18 protein-coding genes, 1 tRNA gene and 1 pseudogene are annotated in these 19,209 nt (G+C 41.0%); 17 read left to right on the forward strand and 3 right to left on the reverse strand.

Features of this window, described 5'->3' with window-relative positions:
• Positions 1-42: 42 nt before the first annotated feature.
• Entirely contained in the window at positions 43-222 is a 180-nt protein-coding gene (locus BVI01S_RS19655; protein WP_061811297.1) for an aspartyl-phosphate phosphatase Spo0E family protein, read from the reverse strand.
• A 265-nt stretch (positions 223-487) separates the two neighbouring features.
• Here BVI01S_RS19655 and BVI01S_RS19660 point away from each other — a divergent pair, with 265 nt between their 5' ends.
• The 4 genes from BVI01S_RS19660 to BVI01S_RS19675 all read left to right on the forward strand — a co-directional run bounded on the left by BVI01S_RS19660 (position 488) and on the right by BVI01S_RS19675 (position 2,925).
• On the forward strand, positions 488-1,195 hold the full coding sequence (locus tag BVI01S_RS19660; protein WP_034759892.1) for a cytochrome c biogenesis CcdA family protein: 708 nt from the start codon (positions 488-490) through the stop codon (positions 1,193-1,195).
• Positions 1,196-1,317: 122 nt separating this feature from the next.
• Complete coding sequence (locus BVI01S_RS19665; protein ID WP_034759889.1) at positions 1,318-1,677, forward strand: response regulator; 360 nt, start codon at positions 1,318-1,320, stop codon at positions 1,675-1,677.
• Positions 1,678-1,797: 120 nt separating this feature from the next.
• The gene (locus BVI01S_RS19670; protein ID WP_034759886.1) at positions 1,798-2,277 is read left to right on the forward strand and encodes a CcdC family protein; all 480 of its coding nucleotides are present in this window, start codon (positions 1,798-1,800) and stop codon (positions 2,275-2,277) included.
• A 168-nt stretch (positions 2,278-2,445) separates the two neighbouring features.
• Positions 2,446-2,925 (forward strand): site-2 protease family protein, encoded by a 480-nt coding sequence (locus BVI01S_RS19675; RefSeq protein ID WP_034759883.1) that lies wholly within the window; start codon positions 2,446-2,448, stop codon positions 2,923-2,925.
• 151 nt (positions 2,926-3,076) lie between these two features.
• Here the strand turns inward: BVI01S_RS19675 and BVI01S_RS19680 are convergent, their stop codons facing one another.
• Positions 3,077-3,502: a DUF2621 domain-containing protein gene (locus BVI01S_RS19680; RefSeq protein WP_034759880.1), complete on the reverse strand. Its 426-nt coding sequence runs from the start codon at positions 3,500-3,502 to the stop codon at positions 3,077-3,079.
• Between the two features lie 197 nt (positions 3,503-3,699).
• Between BVI01S_RS19680 and BVI01S_RS19685 the strand changes: the two genes are divergently transcribed.
• The gene (locus BVI01S_RS19685) at positions 3,700-5,022 is read left to right on the forward strand and encodes an ATP-binding protein (RefSeq protein WP_061811298.1); all 1,323 of its coding nucleotides are present in this window, start codon (positions 3,700-3,702) and stop codon (positions 5,020-5,022) included.
• A 65-nt stretch (positions 5,023-5,087) separates the two neighbouring features.
• On the opposite strand, the gene BVI01S_RS22650 is transcribed toward BVI01S_RS19685, so the two are convergent.
• Positions 5,088-5,183: transfer RNA gene (locus BVI01S_RS22650), tRNA-Sec, on the reverse strand.
• 296 nt (positions 5,184-5,479) lie between these two features.
• On the opposite strand from BVI01S_RS22650, the gene BVI01S_RS19690 reads away from it, so the two are divergent.
• From BVI01S_RS19690 to BVI01S_RS19755, 12 genes and pseudogenes are all read left to right on the forward strand, one after another.
• A complete protein-coding gene (locus tag BVI01S_RS19690; RefSeq protein ID WP_034759875.1) occupies positions 5,480-6,004 on the forward strand; it encodes a hypothetical protein in 525 nt (174 codons plus the stop codon).
• Between the two features lie 136 nt (positions 6,005-6,140).
• Complete coding sequence (locus tag BVI01S_RS19695) at positions 6,141-6,278, forward strand: YvrJ family protein (RefSeq protein WP_061811299.1); 138 nt, start codon at positions 6,141-6,143, stop codon at positions 6,276-6,278.
• Positions 6,279-6,431: 153 nt separating this feature from the next.
• A complete protein-coding gene (locus tag BVI01S_RS19700; RefSeq protein WP_061811300.1) occupies positions 6,432-7,577 on the forward strand; it encodes an exonuclease SbcCD subunit D in 1,146 nt (381 codons plus the stop codon).
• The gene (locus BVI01S_RS19705) at positions 7,574-10,708 is read left to right on the forward strand and encodes an AAA family ATPase (protein WP_061811301.1); all 3,135 of its coding nucleotides are present in this window, start codon (positions 7,574-7,576) and stop codon (positions 10,706-10,708) included. The genes BVI01S_RS19700 and BVI01S_RS19705 overlap by 4 nt, the downstream gene beginning before the upstream one ends.
• 147 nt (positions 10,709-10,855) lie before the next feature.
• A complete protein-coding gene (locus BVI01S_RS19710; RefSeq protein ID WP_061811302.1) occupies positions 10,856-11,935 on the forward strand; it encodes an endospore germination permease in 1,080 nt (359 codons plus the stop codon).
• 55 nt (positions 11,936-11,990) lie between these two features.
• Positions 11,991-13,469, forward strand: a pseudogene (locus tag BVI01S_RS22305) (spore germination protein).
• A 149-nt stretch (positions 13,470-13,618) separates the two neighbouring features.
• Positions 13,619-14,611, forward strand: a complete 993-nt coding sequence (locus BVI01S_RS19730; protein ID WP_082804786.1) for a Ger(x)C family spore germination protein — start codon at positions 13,619-13,621, stop codon at positions 14,609-14,611.
• 107 nt (positions 14,612-14,718) lie between these two features.
• Positions 14,719-15,015, forward strand: a complete 297-nt coding sequence (locus BVI01S_RS19735) for a hypothetical protein (protein ID WP_061811307.1) — start codon at positions 14,719-14,721, stop codon at positions 15,013-15,015.
• A gap of 133 nt (positions 15,016-15,148) precedes the next feature.
• Complete coding sequence (locus BVI01S_RS19740) at positions 15,149-15,745, forward strand: SCO family protein (RefSeq protein WP_061811308.1); 597 nt, start codon at positions 15,149-15,151, stop codon at positions 15,743-15,745.
• Between the two features lie 111 nt (positions 15,746-15,856).
• Positions 15,857-16,396 (forward strand): GNAT family N-acetyltransferase, encoded by a 540-nt coding sequence (locus BVI01S_RS19745; protein ID WP_034759857.1) that lies wholly within the window; start codon positions 15,857-15,859, stop codon positions 16,394-16,396.
• Positions 16,397-16,599: 203 nt separating this feature from the next.
• Complete coding sequence (gene selB, locus BVI01S_RS19750; RefSeq protein ID WP_034759853.1) at positions 16,600-18,489, forward strand: selenocysteine-specific translation elongation factor; 1,890 nt, start codon at positions 16,600-16,602, stop codon at positions 18,487-18,489.
• Between the two features lie 94 nt (positions 18,490-18,583).
• Entirely contained in the window at positions 18,584-19,135 is a 552-nt protein-coding gene (locus tag BVI01S_RS19755; RefSeq protein WP_051758281.1) for a VanZ family protein, read from the forward strand.
• Positions 19,136-19,209: the final 74 nt, after the last annotated feature.

Here is a 19,209-nt window from a genome sequence, read left to right on the forward strand (position 1 = left end):
TTAGCATTATATTAATATCATTTATTTGAATGAAGGGTTAGTTCAGCTCATTTGGGGTGTGTAGCATTTTTTTATGTATTGAGAGTTGTAGCTATTTAACAGACGATCAAGTTCCTGACTAAATTGAATAGCTTGAGGTGACGTCAGTCCATTTTCAGCAACAATATCAATTAATTGAGCGCGCTTTTTTTCAATTCGTTCTAGAAGCTCTTTTTTAGACACGGCTGTTTCCTTTCTTTTGTATGTCCTGACAAGTGGAATACAAAACTAGTAATAACTGTAACTTTTTATTAGTATAACGAAAATGGACCATTTTTTCAAAGTAAAATTAACGGATTTAAAAAAAGAAAAGAGACTTTAATACAAATGAAAGAGTAAAAGATGATTGTAATAAGATGGTCACAAATCTTTCACATAAACATCCCTCATAGTTTGACCCATTGTTTGATAGAATAGACATATATACTGAATTGTAGGAGATGTGGAAATGTCTGATATTAATATTTTTTTAGCATTCGGGGCAGGGTTCCTAAGCTTCATATCCCCGTGCTGCTTACCTTTATATCCCGCCTTTCTTTCATACATAACCGGCATGAGTGTCAATGAATTGAAAACGGATAATGCCATGTTGCAGAGGAGAAGTTTACTGCATACATTATTTTTCTTAGTTGGTTTCTCAGCCATCTTTATCGCGATTGGTTTTGGGGCTTCCTTTATTGGCAACTTCTTTTTAAATTATAAAGATCTTATTCGACAGCTCGGGGCTATTTTCATCGTCATATTTGGCTTGGTCGTCATTGGAGTGTTCACTCCGGAATCCTTGATGAAGGATCGCAGATTTGAATTCAAGAATCGGCCAGCGGGCTTTATCGGTTCCATCTTGATCGGAATGGCATTTGCCGCAGGATGGACACCCTGTACTGGTCCGATCCTTGCTTCGGTTCTTGCCCTTGCCGCAACAAATCCCGGGTCCGGTGTGATGTACATGACAGCATACGTATTAGGCTTTGCCATTCCTTTCTTCATTCTTTCATTCTTCATAGGGCGGATGCAGTGGATCAGAAAGAACAGTGGAAGGATTGTAAAAGTAGGGGGATACGTCATGATTGCTGTAGGGATCATGCTGTTCTTTGACTGGATGACCGTCATCCTTGCTTATTTTACATCGGTGTTCGGAGGCTTTCAGGGATTTTAATATATAGTAATGATTAACAGAATAAATTGAATAAATATTACGATTTATGGTATAGTTTAATTGGATGAATTAGGTAAAAAGACTCAAAAGACATCGATAGTGTGTACGAGGAGGAAACATCTGTGGCAACGATACTTGTAGTGGATGATGCGAAATTTATGAGATTGACCCTTGGAAACATGCTTTCATCCAGCGGGCATGAAGTCGTTGGGGAAGCTGAAAATGGCATGATTGCCGTGGAGAAGTATCGTGAGCTTCACCCTGACCTGGTAACGATGGATATCACCATGCCGGATATGAATGGAATTGAGGCAGTTAGGAAGATCCTTACCGAGTTTCCTCTAGCCAAGATCATTATGTGTTCGGCGATGGGACAACAAAAGGTGGTAGTGGAAGCAATTGAAGCTGGGGCGAAAGACTTTATCGTTAAGCCCTTTGACGAAGTGCGTGTAGACGAAGCCATCAAAAGAGTATTAGGCTGATAAACAGAGAGAGATTGAATCTTCCATTCATTCTCTCTTTTTTCTGTTTTCGTTTTTCCTGCATTTGGGCTATAATAAGGGAAGGTATGAAAGTAGATTATAAAAGGATGATGATGCTTTATGATGATTGCTTCATCCATTGTAGCGATTTGCATGGGATTTATGGTGATATTTATCAGGATGAAGGCTCAGAAAAGGCCGGTAAGCGGTAAGAAGATTATTTTGCCTCCACTCTTTATGAGTACGGGTGCGTTGATGTTCTTATTTCCTGTCTTTCGGGTCAATGTGAGTGAGTTTTTAGAGGCGATTACTGTCGGAATGGTCTTCTCTCTGTTGTTAATCAAGACATCCAAGTTTGAAATCCGTGAAAATGATATTTATTTAAAGCGTTCCAAAGCGTTTGCTTTCATTTTGATTGGACTTCTGTTAATTCGAATTGTAGCAAAGTCGATCCTTAGTACTTCAATTGATTACGGAGAACTAAGCGGGATGTTCTGGATCCTTGCTTTTGGCATGATCGTTCCATGGAGGATAACCATGTATTTTCAATATAGAAAGCTGCATCAGGAAAATCAGGACTTAACAACGAATTCAATTTAATACACAAAATAAAAAGCAGGGAGACATGCCCTGCTTTTTTATTTTGTGTATTTTACGGGAAGGTGACGTTTTTGTGACAATGCAGGCGAATATGAATAATAGTCGATCTTTAAGGGCAAAGAGGGAGAAGATGAATGATTAACAAATGATATTGGTGGGGGATTACGATTGTTTACATTAGCAGATATCTGGACTTTTTTCCTGGCCTTCTTTCTGACATTGCCACTTGTCACCATTGTACACGAATTGGGTCATATCTTGATTGCACGAATATTTGGTGCGAAGATCAAGTTTGCCATCGGAACCGGTAAACACCTGATAAATATTGGCCCATTAGAAGTGAAAAGAATGTACTTTATGGAGGGGTGGTGTCAATACCGGGAGTTGAAGTACAACAAGGTATGGGTGCATGTCCTGATCTATTTATCGGGAAGCTTATTCAACCTGGTGGCAATACTATTCATTAACTATTTGATTTATGAAGGTGTGATACCTGTTCACATCTTTTTCTATCAATTTGTGTATTTTTCGGTGTACTTTATCTTTTTCTCATTGTTTCCTTACAGGAACGGGGACGGAAAACCGAGTGATGGCCAAGCGATTCTAGACGTCATTCGCTTTGGAAAAGCAGAGGATCCCATTGATTAAGTGACCATATAAAAAAAGGTAAACGATTAACGTTTACCTTTTTTTGCATTCTTCCATTTCACATACAATATAGCAGCCCCAACAATAAAGATTACGTATAATACAATTGGAATGACAAGTATCGATCCCATCTTATTGCCTGCCTGTTTTATTAGAATAAATGCTCATAGGGTGTCACTTCTATCTGCATTTCATCAAGTTTTTTTCTCAAAAATTTATGATCTCGCTTTGGAGTCGCCAAAATATATCCTCTGATGACTAATTCTTTCGTTATGGCTGCAGCTCTTTCTTTTAAAGCCAATTCACCGATTTTTCCGGCGATTTTCTGTTTTGCAACATCCCTGAATAATTCCGGAACCGGAGTAACCAGCTCATTCAGCATTTTCTTTTCATCTTCCCCCCATAAATGGATGGTTTCATTCACATAATGTTCTTCCCAATCCAAGTCAGATTTGCCATCTTCCTTAGGGAATCTCTTTAAGAATTTACGAAACATGAAGAATCCACCAATCGCGAACGAAGCCACTAAAAAAACGACCCAAAAAAGGATGAAATATAAGAACCAACCTTCTAGCATGTTTTTCACCTCAGTTTAAAAGCATATCTTATTCAATTATAGACAAGGACTTAGCATGTGACAAGAATATCACAGATTTTATAAAGAACTCTATACTGTTCTTAATTAGAAATGATATACTAATAAATAACAAATATCGTGAAAATTCTTTCTATTTCGATTGTTTTTTAAGCTTGTGCAAATAGGAGGCTAGCAGGATGAAGTATACCGGCAGGATCGTATCGTTACTTACTGGACTTTTATTAATCATTACATGGGACTTTATTTATTACTTTGTTCTACATTATCCCGTGGATTTAAAGGTGGATATGGTGTTCACTATCCTAATCCTTTTTATCAGCTATTATATGGGGAAAAGTTATGATATCAGCCATACGACGTTGGCGGCCCTCAGAACGAGTGAGGAAAGGGTGAAGCTGCTGAATGAAGAAATGCAGCATGTCCTTCAAAGTATTGATGAAGTGGTGTTTCACACAAATGCCAAGGGAGAATTTCAATTCCTCAATCATTCCTGGGAAGAATTTACGGGATACACGGTCAAAGAAAGTCTGCATAAGAATGCCCTCCATTTCATTTCCCTCCATGAACGTCATGAAATCCTCCGATTGGTAAGGCAAAGCATCGGTTTACATAGGGAGAAAACCAGGATGGACATCCCCTATCAAAAAAGGGACGGACAGTTTCGATGGGGAGAGGTCAATATTAAACTGAACTATGATGGGAATGGTGAGTTGCTGGGTACAGTGGGGACCATTTCAGACATTACCGAAAGAGTACATAACGAGGAAGAATTGATGGAAATGAATGAAACCCTGGCTATTGAATCTCAAAAACTTTCAGTTGCCGGTCAATTAGCTGCAGGGATTGCTCACGAAGTCCGCAACCCCTTGACTTCAATCAATGGATTTCTACAGCTTTTAAGAGATGAAGCCGACGAGAAGACGAAGGAATACTTAGGGATTGTCTTTTCTGAAATCAAGCGGATCGAACTTGTACTGAGCGAGTTGTTGATCCTTGCTAAACCGCAATCCGTTACGTATAAACGAATTAATATTATCGAAACCCTCGATCATGTTTCGAAATTACTGAATACGAATGCCATCTTATATAATATCGAAATCCAAACGGAGTTTCATGAGAGAGAGCTGTATATCCGCGGTGATGAAAATCAATTAAAGCAGGTTTTTATTAATTTAATAAAAAATGCGATAGAAGCGATGCCTCATGGAGGGACGATTACCATTCATGCAGATTTCAATTCCCATAATAAGGTGCAATTGATGTTTAAGGATGAGGGGGTAGGGATGAAGAAGGAAACCCTGGATAAACTGGGAGAGCCATTCTTCACGACAAAAACAAAAGGAACAGGTCTCGGCCTTACTATATGCCTTCGGATCCTTCGCGATCATGGTGCGGATATCCGGGTGCAAAGTGAACAGGGAGAGGGCACAACCTTTCATATCATGTTTGACGGTGTTCAGTCGTCTGAGAGGAAGAAACGGGAAGTGCTCCAGAGATAGAGAAAAAGAACCCTTATGGCTAACGTAAGGGTTCTTTTATATGTTTACGGATGTATTCTTCTAAATGGCGGGACTGCCTGGGAATCGAACCCAGCGGAGACGGCACGCGCCTCCCAAAAGTTTTGAAGACTTGGGCAAGCACCAGCTCAACAATCAGCCCCGTAAAGTGGGTATATCTAAGTTATACCACGGGAACTAAACTTGTTCAAATGTTTAAAAAAGGCATTCATACTAATGACCTAGTTTGAGTTAGAGTCGCAGAGGGAGATGAATGCTGTTTATTTGAAATATTTACAAGATTTAAACTTTGGAGAAATCTGCAAATATTTCTTTACCATTGGTTTATCTCCGTGATAAGATACTTTTTGCCGGCTTATTATAGACGAAGTAAGCGTTTCCTGTTGGAGCTGCTTATTGTACTTGAACTTATAGATGTAGACAGAGAGGGGAAACAAACATGAAAAAAGTATGGGTATTAGGTCTTGGTTTATCATTGGCACTTGCAGGATGTTCTGACTCCGGTTCAGATAAGGAGAAGAAGGATGAGGCATCAAAGGCTGAAGAGAACACGGATACCGCTGGGGAATTAATGGATTATTACTTGAATTTAACTACGACCGTTAACGGTGTTGATATTGATTTAAATGGTTATGAAGAAGCGATCGCAGGTGAAGAGCCTCCAGCCGGGGACGAATTGGCAGCATTGAAAGAATCTGCTCAAACATCAGCGAAAGCATCTGCAGAAGCAGTTGAAGGAATGGAGATCCCCGATGGTCTTGGAGACCAAAAGGATGCAGTTGAAACTTTCCAATCCACACTGGCAGAATCGTATAATATGAAAGCTGAAGAACTGGCTAAAGAAGGCGAAGCAGATTTCACAGCAGCCGATGAAAAATTGAACGAAGCAGAAAGCCAAATCAAAAAAGTGTTAGATGAAGCTGGCCTGGTAAGTTCAAGCCTGATCAGTGATTTAAACGGTTAATACTAAAGTGAAAAGGTCTATTGGGACCACTTATAGTTGTGAAAAGCGAATCCGATTTGTCCAGGATTCGCTTTTTTCTGTACAGGTACCCATTTTCTCTCCAACTGCCTATATATAGGATGAGAGGAGGGAGAGAATGGAGTCGATTATTTCCTTTGTGTCTGAAGTAGGGTTTCCGATTGTGGTCACGATGTATCTTCTTTATCGAATCGAGACAACGCTTGATGCTGTCATCACGTCAATTCAAACGCTACCTCGGCAACTCAAAGAATAATGGGGATGGGACCGCTACTAGTGGTCCTATTTTTTATGAAGATTGTGAAAAGGATAGCTACGCGCCACTTTCAATGTTTTCCTTACACGGGAACCCTGTGAGTTTGATATAATTCAGATAGAAACCAGCACGTCCGGAGAGGAGAAAATAGTAGTGAAATTCATTCATACCGCTGATTGGCACCTGGGTAAATTGGTGCATGGCACATATATGACAGAAGAACAAAGATACATATTGGAGGAATTCATAGAACTTGTGAAAGAGGAAGAGCCCGATGCAGTCGTCATCGCGGGCGATCTCTATGATCGGTCTGTACCTCCTACAGAAGCAGTGGAGCTATTAGATGAAGTATTATTCCGGATAAATGTAGAGCTCGACACACCGATTGTAGCCGTTTCAGGCAACCATGATAGTGCAGAGAGGCTGTCATTTGGGTCTTCGTGGTACAAACATAGTCAATTTTATTTAAAGGGCAAGATCTCGGCTGATTTCACACCCATCCATATAAAAGGGGTGAACTTTCACTGCGTTCCATACGCTGAGCCTGGTACTGTCAGACAACTCCTTGATGATGACTCAATCAATAGTCATCATGCAGCAATGGAAGCCATCGTCAATAGAATCGAAGAGCACATGAACCCAAATGAACCACATGTTTTTGTTGGACATGCATTTGTACTGGGAGGAAAAACGACGGATTCTGAGAGGACCCTTTCAGTCGGGGGGTCCGGTTGTGTGGGGGCAGACGTATTCAGGCCATTCCATTATACCGCCTTAGGTCACCTTCATAGTCCAGACGCCATTAGGCATGAAACAATCAGGTATTCAGGTTCGCTGTTGAAATACTCTTTTTCAGAAGCTTCTCAGAGGAAATCTGTCAGCATTATAGAAATGGGGGAAGATGGGACCTTTGAATTGCGGGAAAAGGTGCTTCAGCCTAAACAGGATATGAGGGAACTGCAGGGTCATATGGAAGAGCTGCTCGATCCCGCTTTCTATCAGTCTCAAAAGGTGAATGACTATCTAAAGATCACCCTTCATGATGAAGGCACATTAATCGATCCAATCAATCAACTGAGGCAAGTCTACCCAAACGTGCTTCATCTAGAGCGAAAGAGAGATTTGACCGATGCAAGAAAGAAGAACTCGTTCCAAATATCAGAGGATAAAAAACGGTCCGAACTGGACTTATTTAAAGAATTTTACAAGGACATGACCACAGGTGAATTCAACGATGAAAAGGAAGATGTGGTACGGAATGTGATTGATATCGCCAGAAGGGAGGTTGATCATGTATGAAACCACTAAAAATAGTGATGCAGGCGTTTGGACCGTATGCGGGTAGGGAAACCATCGATTTCAGAGAGCTGGATAACCGCACCATGTTTGTGATTTCCGGTAAAACAGGGGCTGGTAAGACAACGATTTTCGATGGGATTTCCTACGCGATTTACGGAAAAGCCAGCGGGGAAGACCGAAATCCGACAGAATTAAGAAGCCAATTTGCCAATCATGATGATAGTACAGAAGTCGATCTTCTATTCAGTTTACGCGGTAGAACGTATCGAATTTGGCGTTCACCCCAGCAGGAAAAAAAGAAAGCAAGGGGGGAGGGCTATACTACCATCAATGCCCGTTCTGAATTATATTTATATGATAAAGACGGGAAAGAACAGCTTCTTGCGGCAAACGTGAGAGAGGTGGATGAGAAGATCAAAGAATTGATCCAACTCGATGCCAATCAATTCAGACAGATCCTTATGATACCACAAGGGGAGTTTCGGAAACTCCTTACATCGGATAGTAAAGATAAAGAACTCATATTGCAACGCCTCTTTCATACAGAGCTTTACAAGACGATCCAGGAAAAATTGAAATCCGAGGCCGACGAGTTGAAAAGGTCTGTTGAATCCTCCATAGAAGAACGAACAAGGGAATTAGTAAGAATCCATTTTGAAGAAAATGAAGAACTTCAATCTCTTTTATTGGAAAATCCGTTAAATGATCATCGCATTCTGAACCTTCTAGCCCCACATATTGAAGAAATGGAAAAGAAAGAGAAGGAGCTCAGACAACAATATGAGAATGTTCAAGAGAAAAGGGATGCCTATCAGAAGGATTTGGCAGAGGCTAAAAGTGTGGTTGATCAATACAATCTTCAGGAAAAACTTAAGAATCAGAAAGAATCGCTTTTAGCATTGAAGCCTGAAATTGAATCGATCGATCACGAGATTGTACTGGCTAGGAGAGCTTCCCATTTGGTTCAACAAGATGAATATTGCCACAAACTTAATCGGAATCTCAATGAACTGAAGAGTCAATTAGCCACATTATCCGAAGAGAAACAAACAATCACAGAAAAGCTACTGACAGCCACAAGGATTTTTGAAGAAGAAACAAACAATGAACCTCTCAGGGAGCAAGCTTCAAAAAGAGTGACTCAACTTGAAAATATGGAAAAAGATATAGACTCGTTGGATACGTTAATGAACGAAACGGGTGAATTGAAAGAAAGATACGAAAAACAGCAGGGTATTGTAACCAAACAAAACGAGCAGATTTCATTTTTACAAAAAGGGATAAAGGAACGGGAAATACGTGTCAAAGCAGGAGAAAATGGTCAGGAACATGTTTTTCAACTTGAAAAAAACGTACAAGAGAAACTTTCCCTGTTGGAACAGATAAGTGACATGAATCAATTGGAACAAAATCTTCAGTGTGTCAAAACGGAGCGTGATCAATTAAAGACCCGATATAGTCAACTTGAGGATCGTCTTCAGGATGCGTCTGAAACCCTGACATTTTTGGAGGGGAAGTGGAATTCTGCTCAGGCGGCATTGCTTGCGAAAGGATTGGCAGATGATGCTCCCTGCCCGGTCTGCGGATGTGAACACCATCCAAATCCTGCTGTAGAGGCAGATACTATTCCATCCAGCGAAGATCTTAAGGTGGCCAAAGGAAAGCAGCAGGAATTGGAAGCGGAAGAGAAAAAATTAAGCCTCGCCATTGCCCAGGAGGAAACGAAAATACAAGGCATTCAAGAGCAGATCGAAAATATTTACAAGAAAATAAGGGAAAAGAAACGTGACTTTAAACAGTTTGAAATCGGGGAGACCCAATCGCTTCTGATGAAAGAAATCGAATCTTTGAAGACAAACATCGCATCGAAGAAAAAAGAAGTGGAACAGGTTAAAGTCATGGGAGAAGAGATTAGAAAGGGAAGAGAAAAGCTTGAAGAACTTGAAGGGGCAAGAGGGAAGAATCAAGACATGCTCCAAGAACTTAATACTCTCTTTCATACTAAGAATACGACCCTGGAAAAGGTGAAGGAATCCATTCCCCTGGAACTCAGGACAAAAGCTCAATTTAATCAAGTGTTACAGAAAGAAAAACAAAGATTGAAAGAATTAAAGACATCCTTTGAACGGGCTCAAAAACAGTACTATGAGCTGTTGAACCAAAACAGTGTGAAGGAGTCTCAAGTCAAAGATAAAGAGATCCATATAGAGAATGTGAATGGGGAGATGAAAGCTGAACGAGATGCCTTCCTTACTCTACTCACAGAACAGGGCTTCTCCCACTATAAAGCCTTTCTGGAAGCGAAAAAGTCAGAATCGGAAGTCACGGTCCTTCAGGAAAAAGTGAAGAAGTACGGGGAGGACCTTCGCTCAGTCACTGACCGTCTATCCGATATTGATCAAATCTTAAAAGATAAACAGCGGCCGGACATTCAAAGGATCGAAGAAGACATCATCAAGGTTACAGATGAATTGAAAGAGGTAAATGATCATCTAAACAGGGTCATGACAAACAGAAAGGAAAATGAGCTCATCCTCACGAGGGTGACAGCCATAAATGAAGGAATCAGGGATTTAGAATCAAGATATCAAACGGTTGGACATTTAGCAGAAGTTGCAAGGGGTCAGAATGCCAACCGGATCACATTTGAAAGGTATGTTCTGGCATCATTCCTTGAAGACATCCTTAGAGTCGCAAATGAGAGATTAATCAAGATGACTTCAGGCCGGTATCAGTTGATCCGGAAAACGGACCGAAGCAAGGGGAATGTTCAGAGCGGATTGGAACTCCTGGTCTTTGACCAATATACTGGGCAGGAGCGACATGTCAAAACATTATCAGGAGGGGAAAGCTTCAAGGCCTCCCTGGCTTTAGCACTTGGACTTGCTGATGTGGTCCAGCAATACGCCGGGGGAGTATCATTAGAGACGATGTTCATCGATGAAGGCTTCGGGACACTCGATCCGGAATCACTTGACCAGGCAATCGAAGCATTAATGGATATACAAAGCAGCGGGCGATTAGTAGGTTTAATATCGCATGTTCCAGAGCTGAAGGAGAGAATTGATGCACGCCTGGAAGTCATTTCATCACAGAATGGAAGCCGGACGGAATTCCAGTTTTTAGCGTAAGGAAATGCCTCTCAAGAAAAAGGTCAAGGATCATCATCCTTGACCTTTTTTATATGAAATTTGAGTAGTCTATCCCTCTTCGATGTTTTTAAATGCGGTGACTGGGACATAAATAGAGGATAACGACTAATCAAGTGGAGAATTCAAATGAAGAGTATTCGTAAAATCTTAATCCCGAGACAGTTATTGTTGCTGTTGATCCTCTCAACAGGCTTACTAAATCATGTCATGTTAATCCCAAGTATCTTTCAGGCAGCCGGACGGGATGGGTGGATCAGTATCCTTGCTGCCTATCCCATACTCCTTCTCATGACGTTTCTAATCTTTTACATCATCAAGCACTCCCCCAAGGAAGGCTTCTTTCATTTGCTTCAACAGAAATGGCCGAGATGGGCCGTCTTACTTTTTTCTTTACCAATCGGTTTATTTTTACTTTCAAGTGCATACATAACCTTTGTTGATTTAATACTATGGCTAAGTGCTTACTTTCTGGCTGATGTGCCTTCTTTCATTGTCTGGGGAGGTATTTTTATCATTTGTTTCCTGATCACATGGGCAGGAATTAAACACATGGCGATTGCCAGCGGGATCCTGTTACCCCTTGTCATGATCTTCGGGTTTTTCATAGCGATTACCAATACGAATTTAAAGGATCCAAGCTTATTGTTTCCAATTATGAGTAATGGATATGAGCCGATCATAAAAGGAATGATTTATGTATTGAGCGGGCTACTCGAGCTATATTTAATTGTTTTGATACAGCCGTATAGTGAGGGGAAAATAAAGATGCATCATTTAATCGTTCTTGGCTTGATCTTTATGGGCCTGATGTTCGGTCCCCTTACAGCCTCGATTATGGAATTCGGGCCAGTAGAATCAGCGAACTTGAGATACCCTGCGTATGAGCAATGGAGGATTCTTTCCATAGGGGAATTCATCACCCACCTGGATTTCTTTGCCCTTTATCAGTGGTTGAGTGGAGCATTGATCAGAATCAGTCTGTTTATGTTCCTTTTGGGTGCACTCCTTATGAAAAAGAAGGACCAACATCGGATCTCTCTAAAGGTATTGATACCGATTTTCTTCGTTTTTTTCGGACTGGCACTGTTCAGTATTGATACATATGATTTTTATCTATTTTTGTTTCATCTATTTTTCCCATTGACGGTCATCCTCTTCATGGTACAAATCATTGTTTCAGCCATCATTTTACGATTGGTAAAATAAATGGATGGATCCACCAAGAATAAAAACATAGCGAGTTAAGTAAAGGATGTTATCAATGAAGAAAGCCTCTAAAGAAAAGACAACAAGTAAGGAATCCAAAGGAGCCACCCTGGAAGAAGTGAGGGAATTATTTTCGCACAGTCAGGATCTGGTGATAAAGGCCCATCTTTTTCAAGGAACGGAGACGACCATCGTTTATTTTGATAGCCTGGTGGACCGGCATTATCTGGATCAATATATTTTTCCAAAGATTGAAGAAGTCGCACATATAACCTTTTCAGAAAAAATCAAGAATTTGTTTCAGGCAGAGGAAATCACACAGGGCTCCATAGAAGAATTGGCTTCCGCTCTATTTTCAGGATTTGTCCTCTTCTTTGTTGAAGAAAGGGTATTATCCATCCACGCAGGAAATCTACCGAAAAGATTGCCGGAAGAATCATCTTTGGAAACATCGATTCGAGGACCTAAAGACGGTTTCGTCGAAGACTTAAATACAAATATTTCTTTAATTAGAAGGCGATTGTTCACTCCCTCTCTTTGTGTGGAAAAATATAAAATTGGCACAAGGTCCCACACTGACATAGCGATTTTGTATCTGGATGATGTCATCGACCAGAATGTCCTGAATGAATTATACACAAGGCTTGATAAGATAGACATTGACGTGTTGACAGGGAATCAACATCTTGAATCCCTCATTGATGATAATCCATATTCGATATTTACAAGTTTCGACTACACAGGCAGGCCGGATTTCATCGTTGACTCATTAAATCAGGGAAGGTTTGCACTGATTGTCGATGGTTTTCCGACTATTTCATTGGCTCCCGTCAATTTATTGATGCAAATTAAGTCTCCGGAAGACTGAAGTATCAATTATGTGTACGTGTCCCTTGAAAGAGTCATAAGGATGGTGGGAATATTAATTTCTGCATTCTTGCCTGGGCTTTGGGTGGCTTTCTCCGCCTATAACATTGAACAAATCCCTTATCTGCTTGTGGCAACCATCTCCATGTCCCGGTTCGGACTGCCTCTGTCAGCACCGGTGGAAATGTTCATTGTCCTGTTTTTATTCGAGTTCTTCAATGAAGCGGGTGTACGTCTTCCGAGGGCAATCGGACAAACCGTGTCGGTGTTAGGCGGCTTGATTGTAGGGGATGCGGCCATCAGGGCCGGCATGACATCACCAACCATGCTGGTCATTGGTGCCATTACATATATATCTTCCTTCACCCTCGTCAATCAATCCTTGAAATATGGGACGACGGTACTAAGGTTCCTTGTATTACTGGTAAGTACGTTCTTTGGCTTATTTGGTGTTGTCATGATCTTCATCCTGACGGTCCTTTATTTATCCACCCTTTCATCTTTTGGAGCACCTTATTTAGGGACGGTTGCTCCTATTGGATGGAACGAAGCCATACGATCCTTTCTGAGGATGCCAATCCAGTTCTATAAGCAGCGAACCTCTTCCACTAATCCCGTAGACCAAACGAGGAAAGGTAATCATCCAAATGAACAACAAAATAACTAAATTCTTGATCATTCTATTGATGCTTGCTTTATCGGGTTGTACGGGATCAAAAAACATCCAGGACTTAACCTATATTGTTGCAATCGGTTTGGACTATGATGAAATAAAAGATGAATATACTGCATACATCCAAGGATTGAATTTTGCAAATGTCGCGAAGCAAGAGGGAAGCAGATCCACCGATCCGATCCCAACCTTTCGTAGGCTCTGCAAAAGGTAAGACCTTGAACATGGCAGTCAGTAACTTATATAAAGTATCAAGACCGCCATTGTTTTTTGGACACACCAAAACGCTTGTCTTGTCCAAAAATCTATTGAAGTATAAATTCAAAGAAGTATTAGAGGACGTTGGTAGGAACCGTTCCCTGCGGCCCAGCCTCGAACTGTTTGTAACAGGTACGAATATTGAAGATATTTTTAGTGCGAAGGGATTATTTGATTACCCGCCTGTATACACGGTTCTCCTGACCGAAGAAAAATCAGAGGGAATCGAAAATGACATCGATTCAACGAGCTTGATGCACTTCTTAAGGAAATATTATGAACCGATGGGTACTGCGCTGATTCCGAATATAGCAATCGACCGTCAATCATGGCATTCAGATGAGGAAGTCGCTTCTCTCTATCTAGATGGATATAGCGTCTTTCAAGATGAAACACTAAAAGGGGAAATTTCGGCGAGTGAATCCATGACTGTAGACTGGCTTCAGAATAAGAAAAATTCTCTCGATTATGCTTTATATGAAGAGGGTGAGGTCCTGTCAACATTTAAATTAACAGCAGATGAACCGAAAGTGAAATATCATGAAGATCACGCGAATTTCCCGGAATTTTCGTTGGAAGTAAACGTGGAAGCTGAATTGTTAGAAAAGATAAATGATATGCCTTTCAAGGAATTACAGGCTAAGCTTCAAAAATCGTTAGAAGAAAAAATAACGAAGGTTTATGAGCATGGTTTCGAGAAAAAGATGGATCTATTCGATGTGGGTGGACGGTGGTATCGTTCCCATCCTGACAAGTTTCATGAATTAGAGAATAGTGGTGACAAATTTTACCTGTCAGACAGTTCGTTAAAAAAAGTAAAGGTAAAGGTTGAAATCAAACATTTCAATGCCTATCGGTATATCAAAGAAACGAGATAAAAAAGAAAGTGAAAAGGAAATCACCAAATAAATTTCCTTTTTCTCTTTCTTTTTCCATTTGGATTGCATAACATGAAGGTAGGTCAAAAGAAAGGGGAGCCATCACTTTGCAAATAAGCATTTATATATTGTTATTAGTAGTTTCTGCTGTCGTTGCAATCAGTTGGAGCTGGAAGAGATTACTGGATTTTAATTCCTATAAGAAACCATTTTTAGAAGGAGTGGCACTACAATTCGTTTTTCTTGCCTTTGCCTCTGTATGGTGGCTCATTACAGAGGATATTTCTGACGGGGTGATGGGCGTATTCTATTATTTCCTTGCCTTCCTTACGATTATGGTCGTGCATGGGTTTATCCTGCATTTTCTTTTTTCAAAGAAGAAAATGAGAGAGAGGGAAGAATGAATGCCAGAGAGGAAATTGCCAGTGACAGAGGTTTCACAAAATAGACAATGAATCCTCTCTTCAGGAATTGTTTTTTTATCCTCTTTTTACTAACATAGAATGGAAGAGACAGATAAATTCGGAGGAGATAAAGATGTCAAAAACCAAATCATTCATTGTGGTGATGACCATCATCGGGATACTCCTTGCAGGTTGCAGCAATAGTGACTTTCAAGCGGAAACGGATTATAAAGTGAAGGAATTTTCCTATACGAACCAGGATAATAAACAAGTAAGCTTAAAAGATTTAAAGGGACAGGTCTGGATCGCCGATTTCATCTTTACCAGTTGCGAAACAGTTTGCCCGCCAATGACATTCAACTTGACAAAGCTGCAAAAGAAGTTAAAAGAAGAAGGGGTAAAGGATTATAAAATCGTTTCCTTCAGTGTCGATCCGGAAACAGATACACCAGACGCATTAAAAGAGTACATATCAAACTTCGAAGCAGACACAAGTAAATGGGAGCTTTTAACGGGCTATGAGTTCGATGAAGTGAAGTACCTTGCGGAACACTCCTTCCGTTCAATTGTAGCGGACGACCCCAATTCCGATCAGATGATTCATGGGACCAGCTTCTATCTGGTGAACCAGGAAGGCACCGTCGTTAAAACATACAGTGGCAACAGTGATGTTCCGTATGATGAAATCGTTCAGGATATGGAAACATTAAGTAAAGAAGGATCTGAATAATTCCTCTAAAGAGAATCACTGGATGCGTGATTCTCTTTTTTTTTTTGCGATTTCCCATTCCAATATTAGGATGCCAACGATTATAATGATGAAAAGGAATGGGGAGCTGAAATGATGAAGATTCGTCCGATCGAAGTAAAGGATGCTGAAAGAATAGTAGAAATCATGCGCCAAAAGACGGTTCTACCCAATATCATCGCGTTACCGAGTTTAAGGGTCGAAAAGTTTGAATCGAGATTGAAGAACCCTTCAACCAACCAGCATGATTTTATAGCAGAAGTGGATGGGATAGTAGTGGGCCTTTGCGGGTTAAGCCAAGGCCTTGGCAGACGTTCCCACACAGGAAGTTTATTCGTATTTATTGATGAGCAATATCATGGGAGGGGAATCGGAACCAGCCTCATTCAAAATGCCATCGATTTAGCGGATAATTGGTTGATGATCGAGCGCATTGAGCTGACAGTCATAGACGTTAATACCAAAGCAAAAGCTTTATATGAGAGATTGGGATTTGAAGAAGAGGGGTTCAAACAAGGCTCCATTGTTCGGAATGGTCGATTTGCGGGGGAATATTGCATGGCGAGATTTCGTCCGGGTGGTGCTGTTAAGAGGGAATATGATAATGTTAAGGAATCTACAGATAAATTATAGAACAGCAGGTGAGTACAAATTCGAAATTCTAAGGGAATGCTGATAGTTGACATACTGATCACATTATTCATAGTTATATGGGTAGTGAAATCCTTTTCAGACGGGGAAGTATGGAAGGGAGTTCTGTTTGCCGTTTGTTTTGCCATCATGGCAGGGGTACTGGTATTCAGATTCAAGAAGAAAAGATAGAAAGTGGTGAGAGGATGAGAAAGGACCATTATACGATTGGTATGGCCGGACATATCGATCATGGAAAAACCACTCTCACAAAGGCACTGACTTCGGTTGACACCGATCGGCTTAAAGAGGAAAAGGAGCGGAGTATTTCAATTGAACCTGGATTCGCCCCTTTGTATGAGGATGATACGATTGAGATTTCTGTAGTGGATGTGCCGGGTCACGAACGCTTCATCCGTCAAATGATTGCAGGTGTAGCGGGAATCGATCTTTTTGTACTCGCAGTTGCAGCTGATGAAGGAGTGATGCCGCAAACGAAAGAGCATCTTGATATTCTGTCCCTTCTTGGAATAAGTCAATGCATTGTCGTCTTGACAAAAATTTCTAAAGTCGAAGAAGATTTGAGAGAGATCGCCCGGGAAGATGTCAGTGAAGAATTGATCGGAACCGAATTCGAAGGCTCTCCCATTCTATCGGCCGACGGATTGACAGGCGAAGGAGTGAAGGCCCTTAAAGAAACCATCATTTCCTCCTTGAAAGGTCTGCCTTCAAGGAATACTGCAGGGGATTTTCGATTGCCTGTTGATCAGATCTTTACTGTAAAGGGGCAGGGAACGGTGGTGAGAGGAACGATTTATGAAGGAAGTGTGGAGACGGGTCAAGATCTGACCATTCTCCCATTAGGGATACATACAAAAGCGAAACAAATTCAGGTTCACCACCGAAAGGCAGAAAGGGGATACGCCGGTCAACGGGCTGCTGTCAATCTCCCCGGTGTGGACCATAAATCCCTTAAACGGGGAAATGTACTTGTCTCAGCCCCTTCCCTTTTTATGACAAACACAATGGACGTTTGCATAAAAGTGTTACATACAGTGCGATATGAAATCAAACAGAGAATGCGGGTCATGATTCATACAGGTACCTCTGAGGTCTTGGGGAAGCTCGTGTTCTTTGATCGTAATAAAGTGGATGCCTGTATAGAGACAGACATGATTCTATGCCAGGTACGCCTTGATGAATCCATCATGGTTAAACGGGGAGACCGTTTTATCCTCAGGAGGCCCTCACCGGTTGAAACCATCGGTGGAGGGTGGATCATACAGCCAAACGGAGGCAATTACCGGTTTGGAGAAGAAACGATTGGCTACCTTCAATCCCTGATTGAAGGTACCCCGGCTGAACGGGCGCTAAGAGTACTTGATCGATATAAATCCCTTGATAGGGAAACGTTGAAAAAGGAAGGATCCATTTCAGAAGAATGTATGACTGAGTTGCTCGGGGAAGAGGGATGGATTCAACTTTCTGATACAACCATAACCCATTGTAAGATCGTTAAAGAATGCCAAGATGCGATGAACCATTTCATTTTGACGTTTCATGAAAAATTTCCTTTATTAAAGGGAGTCAATCGTGCAGAATTGAAGCAACGGTTGAGTGAATATCCTGAAAGTCTGGCAGATTATGTGTTGGAGGACGGGAAGTGGGTCGAGGGAAAAGGTCTCGTTCATTTAGTTGGATTCACACCCCATCTGCCACCTGCATGGGAGAAGAGATGCAATCAGCTACTCGATTTACTGGAAAGGGACGGTACACAGGTAAAAGACATGGAAGAGTACTTTAAGAAGGTAGGAATACCGGAGAAGTGGCACTCGGACTTCACTCGATTCTTCGTACAGGAGAAGAAAATAGTACCTCTGGACGAAAAGAAAGCTTATTCCTTTGGGGTGTTTAACGACGCAGCCATTCGCTTAAGGAAGCATACAGATGGCGCATTTCAGGTAGGTGAAGCAAAAGAAGTACTCGGCTTATCCAGAAAATATATGATTCCTTTCCTGGAAAAACTTGATAAAGAAGGATTGACGCTTCGCATAGAAGGGAAACGAAAATGGATTGGCTTTAAGGATAAAGAATAAGTGGGAAGGAAGTATATTCCGGTTGATCAACATAACTAAAGTACAAATTGCTGCCGATCATTCTGTGGCATAGTAGAAAGTAGGATAGGAAATTATGAAAGAGTTATGGAGCGCATTTGGCTGGGTTCTTCCGATAATGATCATTGTGACGGTTACCCTTATCTTTGCGATCTCCTTTTGGAAGAAAAGAAGGGGTAAGGGCAGGTGGCTGAACTTACTCCCTGTATTATTTACATGTATTTCAATCGGTGGCATCTGTCTGATCACCTTGACTCCATTGGAAAACGTTTCAGAGGGATCAGTGAATTTCGATCCTTTCTCCAATTTAAAGTTGAATCTGTTGTACCGTAATCATTTGGATGTACCGATCCGTAATCTCCTTGCCAATATTATATTGTTTATTCCCTTCACCTTTTTTCTTGCCTGGTGGATGAGACAATCCAAACAATTAATATTGATGGTCACTTTCCTGGGGGGGATGTTTTCATTTGGAATTGAGTTGGCTCAATACTACTTGCCTTTAGGAAGGGCAACGGATATTGATGATTGGATGATGAACACAATGGGATCATTTATAGGCGGCATCCTATTCGTCATCGCCCGCTATATCTATACATTGTTGAAAATCAATAAGAAAATCAAGTAAGAGGCTGGAATATCACTGATTCCATTTCAAAAGACGAACAATCGAACAATATGTTAGGGTCACGTGTTACACCG

The organism is Rossellomorea vietnamensis NBRC 101237, from assembly GCF_001591825.1.
Lineage (GTDB): Bacteria > Bacillota > Bacilli > Bacillales > Bacillaceae_B > Rossellomorea > Rossellomorea vietnamensis.